At 58.2% G+C, this 20,174-nt stretch carries 21 protein-coding genes; 5 read left to right on the forward strand and 16 right to left on the reverse strand.

Annotated features, from left to right (window positions below; genetic code table 11):
- Nucleotides 1-47: 47 nt before the first annotated feature.
- Nucleotides 48-392, reverse strand: a complete 345-nt coding sequence (locus tag ASF29_RS16545; RefSeq protein ID WP_244473577.1) for a response regulator — start codon at nt 390-392, stop codon at nt 48-50.
- Complete coding sequence (locus tag ASF29_RS16550) at nt 350-1,402, reverse strand: AraC family transcriptional regulator (RefSeq protein ID WP_244473578.1); 1,053 nt, start codon at nt 1,400-1,402, stop codon at nt 350-352. Before ASF29_RS16550 ends, ASF29_RS16545 begins: the two co-directional genes overlap by 43 nt.
- Nucleotides 1,403-1,493: 91 nt before the next feature.
- Here ASF29_RS16550 and ASF29_RS16555 point away from each other — a divergent pair, with 91 nt between their 5' ends.
- Together ASF29_RS16555 and ASF29_RS16560 are read left to right on the forward strand one after the other, a co-directional pair.
- A complete protein-coding gene (locus tag ASF29_RS16555) occupies nt 1,494-2,471 on the forward strand; it encodes an oxidoreductase (protein ID WP_062451771.1) in 978 nt (325 codons plus the stop codon).
- 133 nt (nt 2,472-2,604) lie between these two features.
- A complete protein-coding gene (locus tag ASF29_RS16560; protein ID WP_062451772.1) occupies nt 2,605-3,093 on the forward strand; it encodes an Rrf2 family transcriptional regulator in 489 nt (162 codons plus the stop codon).
- On the opposite strand, the gene ASF29_RS16565 is transcribed toward ASF29_RS16560, so the two are convergent.
- The 4 genes from ASF29_RS16565 to ASF29_RS16580 all read right to left on the reverse strand — a co-directional run bounded on the left by ASF29_RS16565 (nt 3,085) and on the right by ASF29_RS16580 (nt 5,930).
- Nucleotides 3,085-4,101, reverse strand: coding sequence for a mechanosensitive ion channel family protein (locus ASF29_RS16565; RefSeq protein ID WP_062451773.1), 1,017 nt, complete (start codon nt 4,099-4,101; stop codon nt 3,085-3,087). The two genes, ASF29_RS16560 and ASF29_RS16565, sit on opposite strands and share 9 nt — an antisense overlap.
- A 71-nt stretch (nt 4,102-4,172) precedes the next feature.
- Nucleotides 4,173-4,574 (reverse strand): cupin domain-containing protein, encoded by a 402-nt coding sequence (locus ASF29_RS16570; protein ID WP_244473588.1) that lies wholly within the window; start codon nt 4,572-4,574, stop codon nt 4,173-4,175.
- Nucleotides 4,575-4,630: 56 nt separating this feature from the next.
- Complete coding sequence (locus ASF29_RS16575; protein WP_062451774.1) at nt 4,631-5,383, reverse strand: SDR family oxidoreductase; 753 nt, start codon at nt 5,381-5,383, stop codon at nt 4,631-4,633.
- Nucleotides 5,384-5,450: 67 nt separating this feature from the next.
- The gene (locus tag ASF29_RS16580; RefSeq protein WP_062451775.1) at nt 5,451-5,930 is read right to left on the reverse strand and encodes a carboxymuconolactone decarboxylase family protein; all 480 of its coding nucleotides are present in this window, start codon (nt 5,928-5,930) and stop codon (nt 5,451-5,453) included.
- A 138-nt stretch (nt 5,931-6,068) separates the two neighbouring features.
- On the opposite strand from ASF29_RS16580, the gene ASF29_RS16585 reads away from it, so the two are divergent.
- Nucleotides 6,069-6,980, forward strand: a complete 912-nt coding sequence (locus tag ASF29_RS16585; protein WP_062451776.1) for a LysR family transcriptional regulator — start codon at nt 6,069-6,071, stop codon at nt 6,978-6,980.
- Nucleotides 6,981-7,508: 528 nt separating this feature from the next.
- On the opposite strand, the gene ASF29_RS16595 is transcribed toward ASF29_RS16585, so the two are convergent.
- Nucleotides 7,509-8,960: a PAS domain S-box protein gene (locus ASF29_RS16595; protein ID WP_062451778.1), complete on the reverse strand. Its 1,452-nt coding sequence runs from the start codon at nt 8,958-8,960 to the stop codon at nt 7,509-7,511.
- A 921-nt stretch (nt 8,961-9,881) separates the two neighbouring features.
- Here ASF29_RS16595 and ASF29_RS16600 point away from each other — a divergent pair.
- On the forward strand, nt 9,882-10,253 hold the full coding sequence (locus ASF29_RS16600) for a response regulator (RefSeq protein ID WP_062451779.1): 372 nt from the start codon (nt 9,882-9,884) through the stop codon (nt 10,251-10,253).
- 172 nt (nt 10,254-10,425) lie between these two features.
- Here the strand turns inward: ASF29_RS16600 and ASF29_RS16605 are convergent, their stop codons facing one another.
- From ASF29_RS16605 to ASF29_RS16640, 8 genes are all read right to left on the reverse strand, one after another.
- Nucleotides 10,426-11,250, reverse strand: coding sequence for a Pnap_2097 family protein (locus ASF29_RS16605; protein ID WP_244473579.1), 825 nt, complete (start codon nt 11,248-11,250; stop codon nt 10,426-10,428).
- Entirely contained in the window at nt 11,247-12,503 is a 1,257-nt protein-coding gene (locus ASF29_RS16610) for an MSMEG_0569 family flavin-dependent oxidoreductase (RefSeq protein ID WP_062451780.1), read from the reverse strand. The genes ASF29_RS16605 and ASF29_RS16610 overlap by 4 nt, the downstream gene beginning before the upstream one ends.
- Nucleotides 12,504-12,514: 11 nt before the next feature.
- On the reverse strand, nt 12,515-12,793 hold the full coding sequence (locus ASF29_RS16615; RefSeq protein WP_013637307.1) for an MSMEG_0570 family nitrogen starvation response protein: 279 nt from the start codon (nt 12,791-12,793) through the stop codon (nt 12,515-12,517).
- Nucleotides 12,786-13,757 carry a sll0787 family AIR synthase-like protein gene (locus tag ASF29_RS16620; protein WP_062451781.1) on the reverse strand — a complete coding sequence of 324 codons (972 nt, stop codon included), beginning with the start codon at nt 13,755-13,757 and terminating at the stop codon, nt 12,786-12,788. Before ASF29_RS16620 ends, ASF29_RS16615 begins: the two co-directional genes overlap by 8 nt.
- Nucleotides 13,757-14,296, reverse strand: coding sequence for an MSMEG_0567/Sll0786 family nitrogen starvation N-acetyltransferase (locus ASF29_RS16625; protein ID WP_062451782.1), 540 nt, complete (start codon nt 14,294-14,296; stop codon nt 13,757-13,759). The genes ASF29_RS16620 and ASF29_RS16625 overlap by 1 nt, the downstream gene beginning before the upstream one ends.
- Complete coding sequence (locus ASF29_RS16630) at nt 14,293-15,411, reverse strand: MSMEG_0568 family radical SAM protein (RefSeq protein ID WP_062451783.1); 1,119 nt, start codon at nt 15,409-15,411, stop codon at nt 14,293-14,295. Before ASF29_RS16630 ends, ASF29_RS16625 begins: the two co-directional genes overlap by 4 nt.
- On the reverse strand, nt 15,404-16,393 hold the full coding sequence (locus ASF29_RS16635; RefSeq protein ID WP_062451784.1) for a Nit6803 family nitrilase: 990 nt from the start codon (nt 16,391-16,393) through the stop codon (nt 15,404-15,406). Before ASF29_RS16635 ends, ASF29_RS16630 begins: the two co-directional genes overlap by 8 nt.
- Before the next feature lie 66 nt (nt 16,394-16,459).
- The gene (locus ASF29_RS16640; RefSeq protein WP_062451785.1) at nt 16,460-16,942 is read right to left on the reverse strand and encodes an MSMEG_0572/Sll0783 family nitrogen starvation response protein; all 483 of its coding nucleotides are present in this window, start codon (nt 16,940-16,942) and stop codon (nt 16,460-16,462) included.
- Nucleotides 16,943-17,204: 262 nt separating this feature from the next.
- Between ASF29_RS16640 and ASF29_RS16645 the strand changes: the two genes are divergently transcribed.
- Nucleotides 17,205-18,575, forward strand: a complete 1,371-nt coding sequence (locus tag ASF29_RS16645) for a PLP-dependent aminotransferase family protein (protein ID WP_062451786.1) — start codon at nt 17,205-17,207, stop codon at nt 18,573-18,575.
- Between the two features lie 166 nt (nt 18,576-18,741).
- Here the strand turns inward: ASF29_RS16645 and ASF29_RS16650 are convergent, their stop codons facing one another.
- Entirely contained in the window at nt 18,742-20,115 is a 1,374-nt protein-coding gene (locus ASF29_RS16650; protein ID WP_062451787.1) for an FAD-dependent oxidoreductase, read from the reverse strand.
- Between the last annotated feature and the right edge of the window lie 59 nt (nt 20,116-20,174).

The following is a 20,174-nucleotide window of genomic DNA, read 5'->3' on the forward strand; positions in this document are numbered from 1 at the left end:
GCATGTCCGACAGCTCAATATGGTTCACTTTATAACGGGAATAAACGTCAGCTTGAAGATCTCACAGACTGAAGCAGTGTAATCAGATCGGTACTTTCGTAGGGCTTAGAGAGCCAGGGCACATCACAAAAGGTCTCTGGCAGCGCAATCCGGTCAAAACCGGATACGAAAACAAATGGAGTCTTTTGTTTGATCAAAAGCTCTGCCGCCGGGAAAACCATTTCCCCTCCAAGGTTTATGTCTAGAATTGCGGCATCCAGCTGAAAGCTGGGGTCTGAAAGAACTTCAATGGCGCGCGCAACATCAGATACAGGCCCATAGACCCGAGCACCCTCATCCTCAAGAGCCATTAACAGGTCCGATGCAACAAGGTATTCGTCTTCAACAACCAAGTATTTGCATCCCGCGAGGGCCTGTCCTGGCATATCTTCCTCCTCCATCCTCCAACTGTGAACAAAAAGCCTCGAGCTTCAATAAACGGGCTTTTCTGTGTTCGATGGGAACCGTTAGACCGATTCTTCTGAGCCTGAGAAGTATCGCCAAAACTGGCAGCAAAAGCGCTGTCAGACGCATAGCCGAGCGACCGCGCAATCCGGGGCAGCGGCTCGTTGCCACGCCGCAGCCGGGCGGCTGCAATCCGCATCCGCCAGCCCACGAGATAGTCTATCGGGGATGCTCCGACGGTGGCGCGAAATTTCTCGGCAAATCCCGAGCGGGACTGGCCGGCAAGAGACGCCAGTGCCTCAACCGTCCAGCGGCGCGACGGATCGAAGTGGATGGCCCGTAGTGCCGGCGCCAGGCGGGCATCCGCAAGGCCGGCGAGCCAGCCTGGATGCTGTGATGTCTGGCCCGCCATATAGGCACGCAGGACATGGATAAACACCAGCCGCAGCAGGTCGTTGCAGGCGATGCGAGCACCCGGCGCGGTGCTGTTCCACTCCAGATCCAACTGTTCGAGCAACCAGCCAATCGGTCCGGCCTCTTCGCGGTCGATCACGACCACAGGCGGCAGCGCGTCGGTGAGGAGTGATCCGTCCACGGTGTCGATGTTGACGCTCCCGCCGAGGAGCACAAAATCCCGACCATCGCCCACTGAGACATCCAGATTGCCCCCGGCGAATACCTCTGCCGCCGCTATCGGCTTCACGTTGGGATTGCTGCAAAGCGTAAACGCCTTGCCGCTGACCACAAGACAATCGCCCGCTTCAATGCGCAACGGCGCCTCTCCCTCCGAGATCAGCCAGGCACCGCCTTCGCGGATCGCATTGAATTTCAGGTAGCCCGGTGGTGGAAAAGCAACAGACCACGCGCCTCCGGCGGCAAAACGCACGGAGAACAGCGCCCGCGCATCGATGGCACTGAGCACGTCGGACAGGGGATCCTGGATGTTTTGGACGATCACGACAGAAATCCGGATCCTGCAGGCTGGGGGCTCCGCGAGCCTATCCGATATAGGGAGCGGACACCAGAGCCATAAATGAAGGAGTAAAGACATGTCCGACCAGAAACCTATTGGATCTCGGTTCAACGCATCCAGCACGGCGCGCGAGGTCACCGAGGGTATCGATCTCTCCGGCAAGACGGCGATTGTCACCGGCGGCTATTCCGGTCTCGGCGTCGAGACGACGCGGGCGCTCGCTGTCGCCGGCGCTCATGTCATCGTACCGGCCCGCAATCGCGAAAAGGCCGAACGCATGCTTGCCGGTATCGACAATGTTGTTATCGAAGCGATGGATCTTGCGGATCCCGCATCGGTTGCCGCTTTTGCGGGCAGGATCGTTGCGGAGGGCATGCCGATCTCAATCCTGGTCAACAGCGCTGGCATCATGGCGACGCCGCTTGCCCGGGACCAGGCTGGGCACGAGAGCCAGTTTGCCACCAATCATCTGGGCCATTTCCGGTTGGTTGCAGGCCTGTGGCCGGTGCTGGTCAAGGCAGACGGCGCGCGGTTGATTTCGGTGTCGTCGCGCGGGCATCAAATCGGCCCGGTTGATTTCGACGATATCGATTTCAAGACGCGCCCCTATGACAAGTGGCAGGCCTATGGCCAGGCGAAGACGGCAAATGCGCTGTTTGCGCTTGCGCTTGATCGACGTGGAGCAGGGCTTGGTGTGCGGGCATTTTCATTGCATCCGGGCGTTATCCTGACCGATCTCGCCCGCCATCTCAGCGAAGACGAGATCAATTCTTTCGATGTCTATGACGAGAATGGCAATCGCCGGGTCGATCCCTCGCGCGACCTCAAGACGCCGGAACAAGGGGCAGCAACGAGCGTCTGGGCAGCGACGCGGCCCGAACTCAACGGTATCGGTGGTGTCTATTGCGAAGATTGCGAGGTCGCCCTGCCGCAGGCGGAAACGGATGGCAGCAAAGGCGTGGCGCCTTGGGCCATGGACCCACAGGCAGCTGAACGGCTCTGGCTGCTTTCGGAGCAATTGACCGGCCTGTCACTGGGTGATCGTTTGGACTGAGCCTATAAAGCACGCAGGCAATGGACGGCGATTCCTCTCGGGATAGCCGTCCATACAGCACCGGGGCCGCATTTACAGGCATTCAAAATAGGGATACCATGTATCCTTAATTGCAATCCGAGGTCCCCATCGCATGATACTCAAAAGCCAAGTCGAATGGGCACTCCACTGTTGCGCGATTCTCGCGGGCCTGCCTGACGGGCGATATCTGTCGACCAAGGCGCTGGCAGAGCTGCATGGGCTTCCGAAGGAATATCTTTCAAAGGCACTTCAGAGCCTGTCACAGGCAGGCCTTGTTCATACGACGCTTGGCCCTTCGGGCGGCTATCGCCTGGCAAGGGCACCGGCAGAGCTGACATTTCTTGATGTCGTCGAAGCAGTGGAAGGGAGCGGTCGGACCTTCGTCTGTCAGAACATCCGCGCCAACAACCCGTGCCGACCCAAGGGCTTCTGTGACAGCGGTTCGTGTGCGATTGCACGGATCATGTGGGAAGCTGACGAAGCGTGGCGGACGGCGCTCCGGAAGGCTACGTTTGCCGACCTTGGGAAAACGCTGGAGCAGGAGATCGACCCGGGCATCTGGGCCGGAACCTTCGACTGGGTGCTAAAGCGCTCAGGGTAGGCCGCCGACCGATCCAGATTTCTCCATCTTGTCGCCAAGGCTGGGCACGACGAGATAGGCTTGTGCCGGCATTGCAAAGCCAAGACCCTGGGTCGCGCATTGTTGGCTGACGACGTCGATGATCTCGTTGCGCGCCGGCACTCGGTTGGCAGGGCTGGTCACGCGGAACAGCAATTCGACATCGATTGCGATCGCATCAATGCCCTTGAACGCCACGACGGGCTTGGGCTCCTTAACAATGAACCGGCAATCCTCCAGTGCAGACACCAAAATTGCTTCAATGGCGGATGGCTGTCGGTCGGCTGCAATGCGGATGGCCAATACGACGAGGTGCGATTCATCCGGTCGCGTCAGGTTGGTGAGACTGAGTTTGGCGAGTGCGCTGTTGGGGAGAACAACAACATTATGTGCCGGCGTCAGGATCTGTGTCGAGCGCCAGTTGTTCTGGATGACGCGTCCCTCTGTGCCGTCGCCTAGCTGGATCCAGTCGCCGATCGTAAACGGGCGACCCAATGTGAGGGCCACGCCGGAGAACAGGTCGCCCAAGGTGTTCTGGAGAGCAAGCCCGAGGATGATGGCAACCACGCCGGAGGTGGCGACGAGCGTTCCGATCGGTGCGCCGAACACGAAGCCGATAATGGAAAGCGCCACGCCCAGATAAACACCGGCGACAATCAGATCCTGTATCAATCGTGCCTCCTGCGGCCGGCGGTCGAGCGCAATGTAGAGGCGTACAAAGCCGATCGTTGCCCAGGCGAGGTGGACCCACCAGAGAACGCGCGCGGATTTGCCGAGATAGGCGGTTAGCCCTTCAATCTCAGCTGTTGTCACGCGAAACGGAAGGATCCCCTGCGACAAAAACGTCGCGGTCATTGTCGCAAAGAACAGGATCTGGACGATAAGGCGCGCCGTCGGTCGATGCTTGCCCTGAACATGCCAGACAAGGATGCCGAGCACCCCCACAATATCGACGATTGCGAACGCCAACGCGGACAGGTCAAGGGCCATGGCAGGTCACTCCAGACTTAGAACTCAAAGGGACCGGATGCGCAGACTGCATCCGGTCCATGGCTGAAACTCTACTTCTTCATAGGGTAGGTCAGTTCCTTTTGATCGGTGTCGACCACGAAGACGGCGAGAAGCTTGGCGGGTATCGTGTCGCTGCCATTCTTGCTGACACCGTGGCGGTCGCCCGGCAGTTCGGAGAAGTGTTCTCCAGCCTTGTATTCCTTGACCGGATCGTCATTGACCTGGCTGAGGATCGATCCTTCCAGCACGGTGGCGTAGATGAAGGCGCTGTCAGGATGCGTATGCGCGTCGGAGTACCCACCTGGGCCGTATTCTACCAGGACGCCCTTGATGCTTTTGCCCGGCACATTCGGCAGCTCGTGTTCATAGACGAGGGTGACCTTCGATGCTGAACCGCCACCCGGTGCGTCATGCGCAGTCGCGGTTCCCGAGGCAAAGATTGCGATTACCATTCCTGCAATTGTGTGTCTGATCATGATGTTGTCTTTCATATCCGCGGAGAGGTAAATTACTTGCGAGGAGCGGTGGCGAACCACTGTTCGAAACCGATCTTGCCGAGCCGCGGATTGTTGTCGGAAACCAGCGTGCGGTCTTCCAGTCGGGCGCCGAAGTATTCGGCCTCGGGATCGGCAACGACCTGTCGGTTGTCACCCGTTGCTTCCAGATAGCGGGCGACCAGTTCATTGAGCCGGAAACGCTCTGGTCCAGCGATCTCGATCAAACCGTTGACCGGGGGGCCAAGCGCCACGTCGGCCATCGCATCCGCGACATCGTCGGAAGCGATGGGCTGCACGAAGGCCGACGACAAATGAACCTTGTCCTCAACCAGGGCGGACTGCGCGATGCCGCCGAGGAACTCCATGAACTGAGTTGAGTGGACGATCGTGTAGGGAATACCGGCCTCGCGGATCAGCTTTTCCTGCGCCAGCTTGGCGCGGAAATATCCGCTTTCCTGGAGCTTGTCCGTTCCGACGACGGAGAGCGCGATGTGGTGCTTCACGCCAGCCGCCTTTTCCGAGGCGAGCAGATTGCGACCGGAGGTCTCGAAGAACTCCATAACGGCCTTGTCCTCAAAGGATGGGGAATTGGCGAGATCGAGAACCACTTCCGTTCCCGCCAGCGCTTCGGCCAGCCCCTCGCCGGTGATCGTGTTGACGCCGGTATTGGGAGAGGCGGCGATCACTTCAATGCCTTTTGACCGAAGGCGTTCGGTGGTCTTCGAACCGATCAGGCCGGTTCCGCCGATGATGACGATTTTCATGCTCGTTCCTCCGTCAGCCGTGCTGACATCGTGTGGTTGTCGGTGAAATGCGGGTGTCTTTCGGACCTTAGTTGAGGCCGGCCTTGTCGAGACCGTAGAGTTTGTCTGCCGAGCCGGGCACGGACTTGAAGGCGATGCTGACACGGTTCCAGGCATTGATGGTCATGATCGAGAAGGTGAGGTCGGAGACTTCCTTCTCCGAGAGCTGGCCGCGGACACGCTCGTAAAGCTCGTCCGGAATGCCGCCTTCGGGCAGTTCGGTAACGGCTTCCGTCCAGGCAAGGGCTGCGCGTTCACGGGGAACGAACAGGTTGGATTCTCGCCAGATCGAAACATGATAGAGGCGAAGTTCGCTCTCGCCGTGGATCTTGGCTTCCTTCACATGCATGTCGAGGCAGAAGGCGCATCCATTGATCTGCGAGGCACGGATATGGACGAGATCGCGGATCGGCTGCTCGATGACACTGTCTTTCAGCGACATGCTGAGCTCAGATATCTTCTTGAAAAATTCGGGGGACTGGGCTGCGTAGTTGAGGCGCTGTGTCATGGCTTTCTCCGTTATTAAGGACTCAACATGTCCTTATGGACATCTAATATCCTTAATAACTGGACAGGCAACCAAAACCGGCCTAAGCTTTCGGCATAACGCTTATTCCAAATGGTATGGGCAGAGAGGGGGAGCAAGATGGACGTCGTTTCAGCGCTGAGGACATTCTTGCGCGTGGCCGAGACAGGGTCATTCTCTGCGGCGGCGCTGGATCGCGGCCTGACCCAGCCGGCGGTGTCGCGGCAGGTCTCGTCGCTTGAGGAACACTATAGCACACGGCTGTTCCATCGCTCGACCAACGCCCTTTCCCTCACCGTCGAGGGCGAGCAGATGATTTCGATGGCGCAGAAAGTTATCGACGCGGTGGATGCGCTGGGCGAAGCCGCGTCGGTTGATGGCATGGCTTTCGGAAAAGTCAGGATTAGCCTGCCGGCGGCGCTCGGTCTCTACATCAGCGATCGGCTTCCCGCCTTCTTGGCGAGCCGTCCCGGTCTGTCCGTCGATATCGTCTTTTGCGAACAGTCTTCGGACCTGGTCGGCGAGGGGATCGATCTCGAAGTGCGCCTCGGCGAGGTGTCCGATAGCAGTCTGATCTGTCGCCGGATCGGCTGGACGACAGCCTTCCTTGTTGCCGCGTCCAGCTACATCCAGAGGCGGGGTATGCCCAGCCATCTGCTTGAGATCCCCGACCATGATTGCATCTGCTACAATCGTGGCGGCGAGGAGCGGTCCTGGAGTTTTTTGAATGGCACTAACATCGAAAGGGTCAAGGTCGCCCCGAGGATGATCTTCAACAATACCGGAGCGGTGCATCGCGCCGTTCTCGCCGGCGGTGGACTGGCGGTGCTGTCTCACATTCTTGGCGGCGATGACATCGCTGCGGGACGCTTGGTCAAGGTGATGCCGGCCTTTCCGCCCGTGCGGTTGCCGATCACCATTGTCTACGCCTCACGCCGCAATCTTCCGATGCGTGTCCGTGCTGTTCTGGATTTCCTGGTCGATGCCGTTGGTGAGGATGTATTGATGGGCAAGGCCGAGGCGTCTGCTTGACCTCACGGCAGACCGGTCAAGGCTGACTAACCGCGATGTGGGATCAGCTTGACGGCGGGCCGTGGCGATACGTTTTTCCAAGACGGAGTACGAAAATCGCCGAAGCCGAGTCTCTACCCGCGCGATGGCTCTGGCACAAAAGATGCGCCGAAGATGAGAGCGTGGAATTCTCCTTGAAATCGCCTCGAACGGAGGGTCGCCGCTTCAGGTTCCTTCAAAAGCAATGAACAAAGTTTCCGACATCATGCCGCAGAGGCAATCACTGCTCTGTCCCATCAAGATATCGAGATTTTGGTCACAGACATAGACTTGCGGGATGAGTCCGGGTTTCAGCTTTCCGCCAAAGCCAGAGAAATTCGACCAGATCTCAAGGTGGTGGTGACACGCTCGGCCGAGAGAACGGCCAAGATCGCGGGCGACCTTTGCGAAGACGGTCCGCTGGATCATCCCTATCACCCCAACAGCTTGTCGAGCGCATCAAGCGATTGCGACGATCCTGACGGGGCAAGTGCCATAGCGTCAAATCTGCTAATGAATATGGTCTTGGTCGCTCCATTCCGTGTCGAGCGGTGCGGCGATCATGCAGTGTACTCCTAAAACATCGTAGTTGAGATCGGCGTGACCCCGAAGATGACCAGTTGACAGGGCTTCGATCAACCGGGACCCAACGCCTTTGCGGCTCGGAGGCTGGACCTGTGGCCCCCCGGTTTCTTTCCACGACAGAGCAAGTTGCTCCTCGGTTGCCGAGACGTCCCATGACACTGTCACTTTTCCGGAATCCACGCCCAAGGCACCGTATTTTGCGGCATTCGTGGCAAGCTCGTGCAATATCAGCGTAAGGGCGACCACGGCCTTGGGCGATACGTCGACATCCGGGCCGCTGATCTCGAACTGTTCGGGCGGATAGGGAGCCAGCGCCCCGGTAACCGCCGCGCGAAGGCTGGCGGCTTCCCAACTTCCTCTCGTCAGCAGGTCGTGCGCTCTGGCCAGGCTTTGCAAGCGGGCGTCAAATGCTGCCCTCGCGGGTTCGATGTCCGGCACGCCGGCAAACGCTTGACGAGCGATCGCGGCGACCGTCGCAAGGACGTTCTTGACGCGATGGTTCAGCTCTCCGATCAGTAGATCCTGCACGCGCTCAGCTTCTTTTCGGGCTGTGATATCGCGGGCAATCTTTGAAGCCCCGACGATCCTGCCGTCTGCGTCATAGATGGGTGAGACAGTCAAAGACACGTCCAGGAGCCGTCCGCTGCGATGACGCCTAACAGTCTCATGGGTTTCCACCCGCTCTCCTGTTGTAATGCGGGCGATGATGTGGCCTTCCTCGTCGATCCGGTCATCTGGAACGAGGAGCGTCACCGACTTGCCCACGATTTCCTCGGCGCAAAATCCATAGAGCTTTTCGGCGCCACTGTTCCAATCGGTAACCGTCATGGCGAGGTCAATACCGAGGATCGCATCTTCCGACGAGGCAATGATTGACGCCAGGCGCTTGAGTTTTGCCTCGTAGCTAACCCGTTCCGTGGTTTCATTGACGATGCAGAGCACGGCGAGCACCTGACCGTGTTCGTCGGAAACGGGCGAATAGGAAATGTCGAAGTAAACTGTTTCCGGCACGCCGTGTCGTTCGATGTAGAAGGGCCTATCCTTGGCAACGATCGTCTCGCCACCTTCCCGAACTTTCAGCAAAAGCGGTTCCAAGTCGTCCCAAAGCTCGGCCCAGTTTTCTTTCGCCGGTCTCCCTAGCGCGTTCGGGTGTTTGGCGCCGATGGTCGGGGCGTAGGCATCATTATAGATGGCAGTGAAATCATGACCGCAAAACATAACGATCTGGGCACCCGACGGAATGGCAATGTCAACCGCACACTTCAATTGGGGCGGCCACGACGACATGGGTCCGAGACTGGTGCTTGCCCAGTCGTGGTTGCGAATAATGTCAGCCATCGAGCCGTGATTGGGGGTGGCCGGACCGTGATTGTGCATTGAAAGCCCTCTCGCCCGCTATTTATTTGAAAGCTTCCGATCAGCAAGTCAACGCATTTCACGACAAATTTTTTTGGCAGTTTCGAGCGTAAATCCCATTTGCTACATGGTGTTAGCTCAACAGACCGTCCGGGTGACGGATCGGGGATTGGATTACGCTCAGGCCATGGGTTGGATGGAGACACTCGGCTCGCGGACCACATCCCTCAACACTCCTGGTCCGAAAACAATGGCGCAGGCACGCGCAATATTCTCGTCAGACAGAAAACAGGCCGCGGAGGTTATTCGCGGGCGCTACAGCGCTTTAGACCCGATCGTATGTGAACGATGTCATGAGGCTTGTGACGAAATTGCTCGCCTTCTCTTTGACGAAAACCTCGGCCCACTCGTCGGTTCCCCGCAACATCAGCCCGGTGTAGATACTGTCGACGGCAGCCTAGCCGGGACGCCGGCACAACGATCGCGCTTTACCTGCACGAGCTGATCACGAACGCCATATAGTATGGCGCGCTTTCGCACCCGGATGGGCACGCTGCACTTCTGTGGTCTTTTGCTACAAACTGCAATTCCGAGTTCTCTCTGAGCTGGACGGAAGTCGGGGGACCGTCTGTCCAAGAACCGACGCGGCAGGGTTATGGTACGCGATATGTGCGCTCCGCCCTGGGATCACTATTCGGCACGGTTCCGGAAATTATCTTCGCGCCAGGTGGCTTTCGTTTGTCGGCGAGCGGGTCGCTGACTTCCGTTATAGCACGACAACAGTTTGCGAGATCCGTCAATCATGGATTGAAATCGCCCTTACGTAACACCTTGAGAGATAAAACAGTTCTCTTTGGATCGATCTGTCTTTCTGCGCGTTCATCAGGTTCGCTTATTAAAAAAAGACACATGCGCGAGCGTCAATTTCGGAGAGTGTGAAGGATGACGCAAAAGGGGACCACGGTCATTGTTGTCGAGGACGAGACCCTCGTCCGGCTGGATATCGTCATGTCGCTCGAGAACGAAGGGTTCATCGTGCTCGAGGCCTCAAATGCCGACGACGCCATCGACATTCTCAACGCCCATTCCGAGATTCGATTGATGTTCACCGATATCGACATGCCGGGCAGCATGGACGGCCTGAAGCTGGCTGCTGCTGTTCGCGACAGGTGGCCCCCGGTCAAGATCATCGTGGCTTCTGGCCACCGTCAATTGAGCGACAAGCTTTTACCGGCTGAGGGAAAATTTTTCAGCAAACCGTACGATCACGGCCGCGTCATTGCGACCATGAGGGAAATGCTAGCCACAGCCTAAGCCTCACTTCAGGAGAGTTTGGCCTTCTCGAGGCTTTTACAGATGAATGCCTGAAACTGCCCGCCGGATCCTCGTTTTTATGAATAGATGAATGAAATTGACTGGCCGTCTGTTCGAAACCTTTCAAGGCGAGATACCCGCTTGCTATCCAGCCTTCGAGGGGAAGGTCGATCTATCTGTCGTAACGAAAACGGACCCGCATCAAAGCCAGTGGCCTTTCGTCCGCGCCGAATAGAGCGACATCATGACCCCACTTCAGCCTTCGGAAGCTAATATCCGTCCACTCTCCCGGCTCCACATTGCCAAGATAGATCACATGTCGGGATGAAACCATTCCGATGTGCGTCTCGCCTGCTTGAAACAACGCTCGATCTGCCAAAGCGCTGTAGCTTGGGAAATAGAGAAGGCCGGCAGCATTGAAATCCGTCCCCGGGCACGGGAGAACACGCTGCCTTTCCGGCATGCTGGCACGCATGAAGACCTGATTACGGATGTCGCGCGAGACGACTGACAAATGCTCCGCGACCCGGCGAATTGCGAGAGGGGCCTCTGGCGGCATCGCCAACGCTCGTGGGCTCCGGCGGACGACCGAACGATTGACGCCCGGTTCGGTGCGCCCTACGAACGTCGAGACTAAAACCATCCGCCCCACCTCGACGCCATCTGCGGTGATTGTGAGACGGGACGATAAGCGTCCATGACCGACGCGGTAGAGGTCTGCAGACAGGGTCAACTGCCCGCCCAGACGAGGTAATTCGGGCCTTGCCAGTTTGACGCTGGTTGCGCAGAAAGCTGCATAAAGTGGCTCGCCATCTGAGCAGGTAAAAACTGCGTCCCGTTGCCCCATGGCTCGTGCGATGAGCTGCCAGTGCATATCGCCGGCCCGTCGCTTCAGCCATTGCTCAGACAAGCCACGGTAGCCCATTTCCGCCATTCCGAGGACATGTCTTTCTTCAAGACCGGACGCCTGAGAGCGCGCAATAGGAAGGGTGGTCATGCCGCCAGCTTGCCCTTTTGACGAGCTATGATCTGTTCGGACAGATAGCGACTGTCCTCGTCGATGCCGAGAAATCGTCCAGATCCCCAGGTGTTCAGCCACCCAAGACCGATGAAGTACAGGCCGGGCACTTCGGTGACGCCGCGATTGAAAAGCGGTTTGCCGCGGTCGTCGAGACAATCGACCTTCAGCCAGGAATAATCGGGCCGGAATCCGATCGCCCAAATAATCGAGGTGATACCTGCCTCGCGAAGATCCACGCTGGTTATCTCCCGTTCCGGTCGCCAGACTTTCTCGAAAGGTGGCTCTTTCAGTGCATCTATGTTCTGGGTCGAAATCCATGCGTCGATCTGCTTGCGGATACCCAGATAGCTGCGGTCCGCATCGTCAAGGTTTTTCTCCAGGTCGGGAAGAAAGGCCATGGTCGTGCCGTCGGCTCCAGCGAGCGAACCGTAGAGGTGAACCCCCTCCAGCGCATATTTGCGCAGGTCGATTTCCTTGCCACCGTCACGTCCCGACATGTAATGGTTGGTCTGGGTAAGAGCCTTGACCGGATCTGGATGTCGATCGATCGTGACCGCGTAGGTGCCGGCATCGTAAAGCCAGTCGGTTGCGTCCCGACCGCGGTATTTGCGGGGACTGCGCGGGGCCGGACCGACAGCGAGGTGAACGGGCCGACCTTCCAGATGGAAATCATCCATGATCTGCACGCCCGACTGTCCGGTCCCGACGATCAGTGTTCCGCCGTCCGGCAATTGCGCGGGGCGCCGGTAGTCGCGCGAATGTATCTGCAGAATGGAGGGATCCAGATCGCCAGCGTAGGGGGGCAGGATGGGGTTGTCATAACCGCCCGTTGCGATGACCACCTGATCAGCGGTCATGTCGCCGGAGGTGGTCGCGATCAGATACCCGCCACCGTCACCAGGTGAGACCTTTGTTACGTCCACACCCTCGCGCAGCGGCGGATTGAAGCTTTCGGCAAAACCGTCCAGGTAATCGACGATTTCGTGTTTCAGCATGAAGCCGTCCGGATCCGTGCCTTTGTAGGGCCAGCCAGGCAACCGGCACTGCCAGTTTGGCGTGACCAGACAGAAGCTGTCCCAGCGATTGTTGCGCCAACTCTCGAACCGTTGACGGCGCTCAAGAACGACATGCTCGACCCCTTCCTGCATGAGATACCAACTGACCGAAAGGCCGGCCTGGCCGCCTCCGATGATGAGAACTGGAACGTGTGGTACAGTGCTGTCGGTCATAACGAACCCTTTCATGACATCGAGAGGCAGGTGACCTTGGCGTCAGCCGGCTGAGCGGCAGCTGTCGTTTCGATCTTTGCCAGTTGGTCGAGTGCGGATGAGCAGGCGAAGCCGAATTTCGCCGCGACGCGGTCTGATGCCTCGTTCAGCCCGGTGCGGGCACGTTCGACAAATTCAGTTAGCGGATAGGTGCATCCGGCTTCGAGATGGTGCGTTATGGCGGTAGAGGGCGAGTAGCAGCTCTCCTCCGTCCCATCAGGCCATCGGATTGTAAATCGTACTTCAGGCATGGGCTATCTCCTTTGCAAGCGCGATATAGGGGGCTGCTGCGTAGTCCCAGAACGTTGCCCTGGCGCCACCGCTCGTCAGATCGATCCGGGAGCTGTCCGTTGCGTGACCGATGGCAGCTGCGCTGATGTCCCGAGCACCAAATACTGAGCAGACCTCGTTTGCACGTTCCCGCCGAACTGAAAGGAGGAAGCCAAAACTCGGAAATGTGCGCAGCCAGCGGTCGACTGCAACACCCCGCGGAAGCGAAATGTCAGCAAGCTCGATGTCAAACCCGCAGCGGGAGGATTCAGCTAACATAAGCGCGGTGCCGACAATGCCGCCCTGGCTGATGTCTTTTCCGGCATCCACCAGACCAGCCTCGGCGAGCTCCGGCAGGATCTCGTAGTCGCCACGCAGTCGTTCATGAGGTGCATCAAGGGCCGCGCACCAGTTGTCGAAGCTCGGCCGGTAATGCCCGCGATGATCGACGGCTGCGATAAGCACATCTCCAGGGGCGGCCGCAAAGCTGGAAATCAGCCTCTTCGCACGTCCCGTGACGGAAACGGCAAGATTGAGATCTTTGCTGCGGAGGTTGGTATGCCCGCCGACGATCGGCACGCCGTAGGCCGTCGCTGCGTCGCGAAGGCCGGCAAGCAGGGGCTCGGCGGATACTGTATCCGGAGCCCACACGGTGTCGAGCAGTGCGGTCGGGCGTCCTCCCATCGCTGCGATGTCCGAAAGGTTCACCATTACACCGCACCAGCCGGCAAACCACGGATCGTCCTGCACGAACTGCGGCATAAAACCTTCGCCCGCCAGCAGATCCCAGGTGCCGTCCATGGCTCGGATTGCTGCGGCATCGTCGCCGGGCATTCCTGGTGCTCCAGCAGACAATGAGAGCGCCCGCGTCGTGCCTGCTATGTCAAGTTTGCTGCGAATAGACGGGTGAGCTGCGAGTGCTGCCGCCAATGCATGGACATCCATCACGACCTCCGTGCTCTAGTCGACCAGCCGGTGGCCGGGTCGCATGTCGGGGGATAATGGTCGAGTGAAGCCAGCATGTGCATGTGCCGCACGCCATGCAGGTCGATCTCTCCTTGCGGCTCCCAATGCAGCCGGCGAAAAAGAGGTACGTTCTGAAGCTGGACATGGGCGTGAAATTCTAGGCATCCGACGCCGTTGGCGGTGCTCACCGCAAGCCTGATCAGCTCCGCACCCAGCCGACCAACTCTACGGTATGCAGGGGCGACCGCGAGCCGCGATCCCCACCAGATGCCGGGCGCGGGTTTGTGGATGCGGACCGTTCCCACGACCTCCGCAGGCTCGGCCGCCAACGTGGCGATTGCCGCAAGGGGGATGGCACGAGCGTCGATTTCGTCGTGGTCACTGCCGACGAAGATGCGCTGTTCCTCTACAAACACCTGGTGTCGGAGACGAGATACCCCTTGAAGTTCCCAGGTTTCAGTTGCTGCCCGGATGATGAATTCAGGGCAGATGAAGGTGGAGTGATCCATGAGGCTCATGCCGGGATCCTCAGTTTCTCGTAAGTTGAGAGCGCCGAGCACGCACCGCATTTTCCGCAACCGGCCTTGATATCCGAGGCCTTAAGTCCGCCGTCGATGATGATCTGCGACAGGGGAGCCAGGATGGAGGCCATGAAATCGGATTTCGGTGCGGGGTGACTTTCTAGCGGTGTGCCTGAGATAGGCACGAACGGGACGACAAATGGGTAGACGCCCATTGCGACCAATCGCGTGGACATATCCAGGATGGCTTCACGCGTATCGCCAAGACCCGCCAGGATGTAGGTCGAGACCTGACCCCGCCCAAACACTTTGACTGCGGCCTCAAAGCTGGAAAGGTATTTTTCAAGCGGAACGCTTGCCTTGCCCGGCATGATCCGGTCGCGGACTTCAGGTGTCACCGCTTCAAGGTGCATCCCCAATGCGTCTGCACCGGCGTTCTTCATTCGCTCATGCCAGATATCGTCTTCCGGAGGCTCGCATTGCACCTGAATCGGCAGGTCGACGACGGCCTTAACCGCGCGCGCACTCTCTGCCAAAACGGCAGCACCGCGGTCCTTGCCCGCAGGTGTGCCGGTGGTCATGACCATATGCTTGACGCCGTCGAGTTCGACGGCAGCCTTTGCGACTTCTGCCAGTTGCGCGGGAGTTTTGTGCGCGACAGTCCGGCCGGCGGCAAGGCTTTGGCCGATCGAACAGAACTGACAGGTCTTCTTGCGGCTTTCGTAACGAATGCAGGTCTGCAGGATGGTCGTGGCGAGCACGTCACGGGAGTGAAGAACCGCGATCTTGTTATAGGGGATGCCATCTGCCGTGGTCAGATCGTAGAATCGCGGACGATTGGGGAATCGAATTCGCGCGACCTCGGATCCTTCCTTGGTGATGCGCGCACGCCCGTCGGCATCGGGCGCTTCCACCAGATAGGGGCTGTCGAATGCAGGTGCGGTATGGACCGGCACCATCACGGTCGTGTCGCCGAAATTGACTGCCTTATGGTCCGACGGGCCTGCGCCACCGCGCCTGCTCTCGTGGCCGGCACGCGGATCGACGAGACGCATTCCTCGTGTCTGGAGGTCGTTGATGAGTTCCGGATTTATCGATGGTAGGTCACGCATCCTGAGCCTCCTCAAATGGCTTGTCTTGCTCTGCGTCGGAAAAATCGCCTAAAAGGCCCATCCGCTCGAGTGCGCGTGCGGGCCTTGTGTCATGGACAAGATGCAGCAACTCGGGCCGTGCATAGTGTCCGACCGAATCCATCATCCGCTTGCGCTTGGTAATGAGCCTCGTGTCCAGATCGCCGATGAGGATACCTTCGCCCGATGTCAGGGGCGGCACGACATGGCGGCCTTCAGGCGTAATGATGCAGGTCATGCAGCCATCGCGCAGCCCCTTTTGCAAGGCGGGATCCGGGTGAATGGAGGCGATCTGCTCCTCGCTCAGCCAGCCGGTGGCGTTGACCACGAAACAGCCGGATTCCAGCGCGTGGTGGCGCATCGTGACTTCGATTTGCTCGCCAAATATAGGGCCGACCAGCGAGCCTGGAAAATGAGAGGCGTGAATTTCCTCATGCTGCGCCATCAACGTATAGCGGGCCAGAGGATTGTAGTGCTCCCAGCACGCCAGAGCGCCCACGCGACCGACGGCAGTGTCGACAACCTTCAGACCGGCGCCATCGCCTTGGCCCCAGATCATCCGTTCGTGATAGGTCGGCGTGATCTTGCGGCGCTTGAGTTTCAGGCTGCCATCCGCGTCGAAGATCAGTTGGGTGTTGTAGAGGGATCCGTGGTCGCGTTCATTCACACCAAGGACGATGACTGCATTGCGCTTGCGCGCGGCGTCAGCGACAGCTCGTGTTTCCGCGGATGGTACCGTGACGGCTTCCTCATAGAGCCGTAGGTGCTCGGGGCCCTGCTGAACGGGCGGCAGAACGAAGCTGAAATAGGGATACCAGGGTACGAATGTCTCAGGGAATACGATCAGCTCAGCGCCTTTGTCTGCGGCTTCGGCGATAGCATTCAGGACGCGCTCGACAGTGCCGGCGCGTGAGGTTAGGTCGGGAGCGATCTGGACGGCGGCCGCACGGACGATTTTGGACATGACTGCCTCCTTGGTAGTACCAGGTAAAGGAGGCGCCCCTTCGGGTCCGAGGGGCGCCGCGGACGATCAGACGGTCCAGGTGTCGATAATCAGGGCGTTGGCCTTTTTGTGCAGAAGCACGCAATCCAGGACGTCTTGGGGCAGGATCGGGATGATGCCGGGGATCAGAGCCGGTTCGCCGTGCCCATAGAGGGCCTGCAATGCGAAGCGACATGCGTAGACCTTTCCGCCTTCCTTCATGAAACGCTCGAGGTTCTTGTTGAAGTTCAGGTGACCGGGAAAGGCTTCATCTCCGAGCTTGGGGAAGCCGCGTTGGAGCCCCAGTGTCACGCCCGGACCGTAAAGAAGGATCGAAGTCTCATAGCCTTTCCGCTGCAGGCGAATGGCATTGAGAATGTTCACAAGCCCGATGGAGCCTTCGAACGCCACCGTGTGGAAGGTTACGAGCGCCTTCTCACCGGGATCGGCCTTAACATCCTCGAAAACCTTGGACTCGTAGTCGACAAAGAAGTCACCATCCTTGTGCGGCGGCTGCGTTACTTCAGGCATGTCTACATCTCCTTATGGGGCGGGTTGATGCAGAAACGATACGAACGAAATTGTATGAATCAATAGGCAGTTCATTATGCATACAATAATTTCTCGATGAAACGCAATTCTGCATACTGAACATACGATGTGCTCAAATAACAGCTAGAAAATCAGCGTTTTTGCTCAAAATATGATCAAGGATTCCTCGTCAGATCAACACTTGAATTTGCTTTGTATTATCCATACAATATGAAACAATCAATGTTTGAGGTATGATAAAATGTTGAAGTGGCTCCCTGAACTTCGTGCTGACGGAAAGCCTCGTTATCTTCAGATCGCTGACGCGATCGAACTGGCGATAAAACGAGGCGATATCGCCGCTGGTGATCGATTGCCGCCACAACGCAGGCTCGCCGAGCGTCTCAAGATTGACTTTACGACCGTCAGCCGCGCCTACACCGAGGCGCATTCCAGACGTCTCGTCGAGAGCCACGTCGGAAGAGGTACCTTTGCACTCGGACGCCCGAAAGAGGAGCATCGTATCGATCCACGCCGCGCCGGGGACGAAGATCTTTCGATGAACATGCCTCCCGAGCCGCAGGACCCGGATCTCGTGGCGAGAATGCAGGAAGGGCTGCAGACTGTTTCAGCAAACCTTATTTCCCTTCTCCGCTACCAGTCGACGACCGGCGGAGAGCAGGATAAGGCCGCCGCATCGTCATGGCTGTCGAAGAGGGGGATGGTGCCAAGTCTCGAGCGGATCGCGATCACCCCGGGAGCGCACGCGACGATGACAGCGCTTCTTTCGACGATGACCAGACCGGGCGATGTCATCCTGTGCGAGGCGGTGACGTATCCCGGTTTGCGGGCGATCGCAGCCCGCATGGGATTGCAACTCGTCGGAATTGCGATGGACGCTTCCGGCGTTCTGCCCGATGCGCTTGACGCGGCTATCCATTTACATCAACCGAAAGCGTTGTATCTCAATCCTACGGTCCATAATCCAACGACGCTGACCATCCCGCTCGAACGGCGCATGGAGATCGCCGAGGTTATCCTTCGGCATAGACTGCCCTTGATAGAGGATGATGCATACGGCTTCATTCCCGCTGCGGCGCCCGTACCTTTTGCTACGCTTGCTCCCGACCTCACCTGGCATATCGGCGGCCTCGCGAAATGCCTCGGCGCAGGTCTGCGCCTCGCTTATACAGTTTCCCCCAACGCCAGAGCTGCCTATTCTCTCGCCCAGGCATTACGAGCCAGCGCCGTCATGCCGTCACCAATTTGCATGGCGCTGGCGACACGGTGGATCGAGGATGGGACAGCCGACGCGATCCGGCGGTTTGTCCGTGCGGAAAGCGCTGTTCGTCACAAGATCGCCATCGATACTCTTTTGGGGCTGGACATCGAAGGTGAGCCGGAGGCCTTCAACATTTGGCTGAAGCTGCCAAAGGGGGCGAGCAGGGCGGAACTGATGGGGCGCATGGCAGGGCGCCATATTGGCTTGATGCCTTCAGATGCCTTCACCGTTCTGGGGAAGCCCGATGAGCATGTTAGGGTATGCCTTGGCGGCGTAATTCAGCGTGAACAGTTGCAAGCCGGGCTGCATTTCATGGCCCAATCACTTTCTGACGCTGGTTGGATGGGCTGATCACATGCTCATAAACATGCCTTCCATTGCTACTCCCGCTCGCAATCCGCGACGCAAAGAGCGGCGTCGTTATCAAACCGTGCCATCTCCTAGCAAAAGATTTTTCTCAGTGATAATGCTCCATTCCGCGTTTTTCGCTGCACGAACTGGAGCGAGCCCTATTCATTTACGCGGCCTTCCCCGGCACTTTCAGAAGAAGCAGGTTCAATCCTTCGGAGATCAACGGGTGCGCAATGATCGAATCGCGAATTGCAGTGTAAGGAAGCTCTGCAATCATCGCCATTTGCACTGCCGTTACCACTTCTCCCGCGTTTGTACCGACCATCGTAAACCCGAGGATCTGGTCAGAATGAACGTCGATCAGAGCCTTCATAAAACCGCGCATAGCGCCATTCGTTCGTGCGCGTGGCACTGCGGCCATTGGGAGCTTCGCCACGCGGACTGCTATGCCGCGCTCGCTTGCCTCTTTTTCATTCAGGCCAATGCGTCCTAATTCCGGTTCGATGAACATGGCATAAGGAATGACGCGATCACGCGTCGTTCGGTTGCCGCCTGATAACTGAGACTTCAAAACCCGGTAGTCATCGTAAGACGCATGTGTAAACATCGGTGTCCCCGCCACTTCGCCAATCGCCCAGGTATTGGGAGCCGAGGTTGCTAGCCGCTCATCGACTTCGATGATACCGCGTCCGTCGACATTTACGCCCGCCAGATCCAGTCTGAGGTCCGAGGTGACAGGTGTCCTCCCTGCCGCGACGAGAATGTGGGTCCCGGTGACGTGGGCACCGTCGCTGAGCGACACGGTCACGCGATCACCCGAACGCCCCTGAACTTCAATCGCCTTGACGCCCGTCTTGATCGTGATGCCATCCTCTCGAAAGGCTGTTTCGATTGCTTCGGAGACATCTACGTCTTCACGATTGGCAACGTGGGCCGTCTCCTGAAGAACGGTCACTCTGCTGCCGAGACGGTGAAACGCCTGAGCCATCTCAAGGCCTATGTAGCCACCTCCGATCACGATCAGTTCTTCGGGCGCTTCTGTCGTCTCGAGGGCCTCGACATGGGTCAAGGGTTCAATGGCGCGAAGCCCTGGAATATCCGGAATGGACGCTTTGGTCCCTGTATTGATGAAGACATGCGTGCCCTCGACAGTCCGCGTCCCGCCGTCATTCAGCTCCACTGTGATTGTTCTCGGAGCGACAAAGTGGCCTGTCCCAAGAATGAGGTGGAAACCGGAGGCGACAAAACCCTTCATGTTGATATTGACCATTTCGGACACAACGGTGCGAACGCGATCGTGCGCCGCGCGCATATCAGGTTTGAATGAAGTCGGTGCGGCCGACTTCGCAGCGTGGGCAGTGCGCGCACTCTGGATCAAAGTCTTGCTAGGAATACAGGCGACATTAATGCAGGATCCGCCAATCATTCCTTTTTCGATGAGCGCGACACTCTTGCCTGCTGTCGCAAGCTCCATCGCAAGAGTCTTCCCACCCTTTCCGCCACCGAGGAAAACGTATTCAAAATGTTCGATCTCAGACATTTCTTGATCCTTTCTAACGTTGATGCAAGTGATGTGGCCGCGTGGTGCGGCCCCGATCT

This window comes from Rhizobium sp. Leaf262, assembly GCF_001422245.1.
In the GTDB taxonomy this organism is placed as follows: domain Bacteria; phylum Pseudomonadota; class Alphaproteobacteria; order Rhizobiales; family Rhizobiaceae; genus Agrobacterium.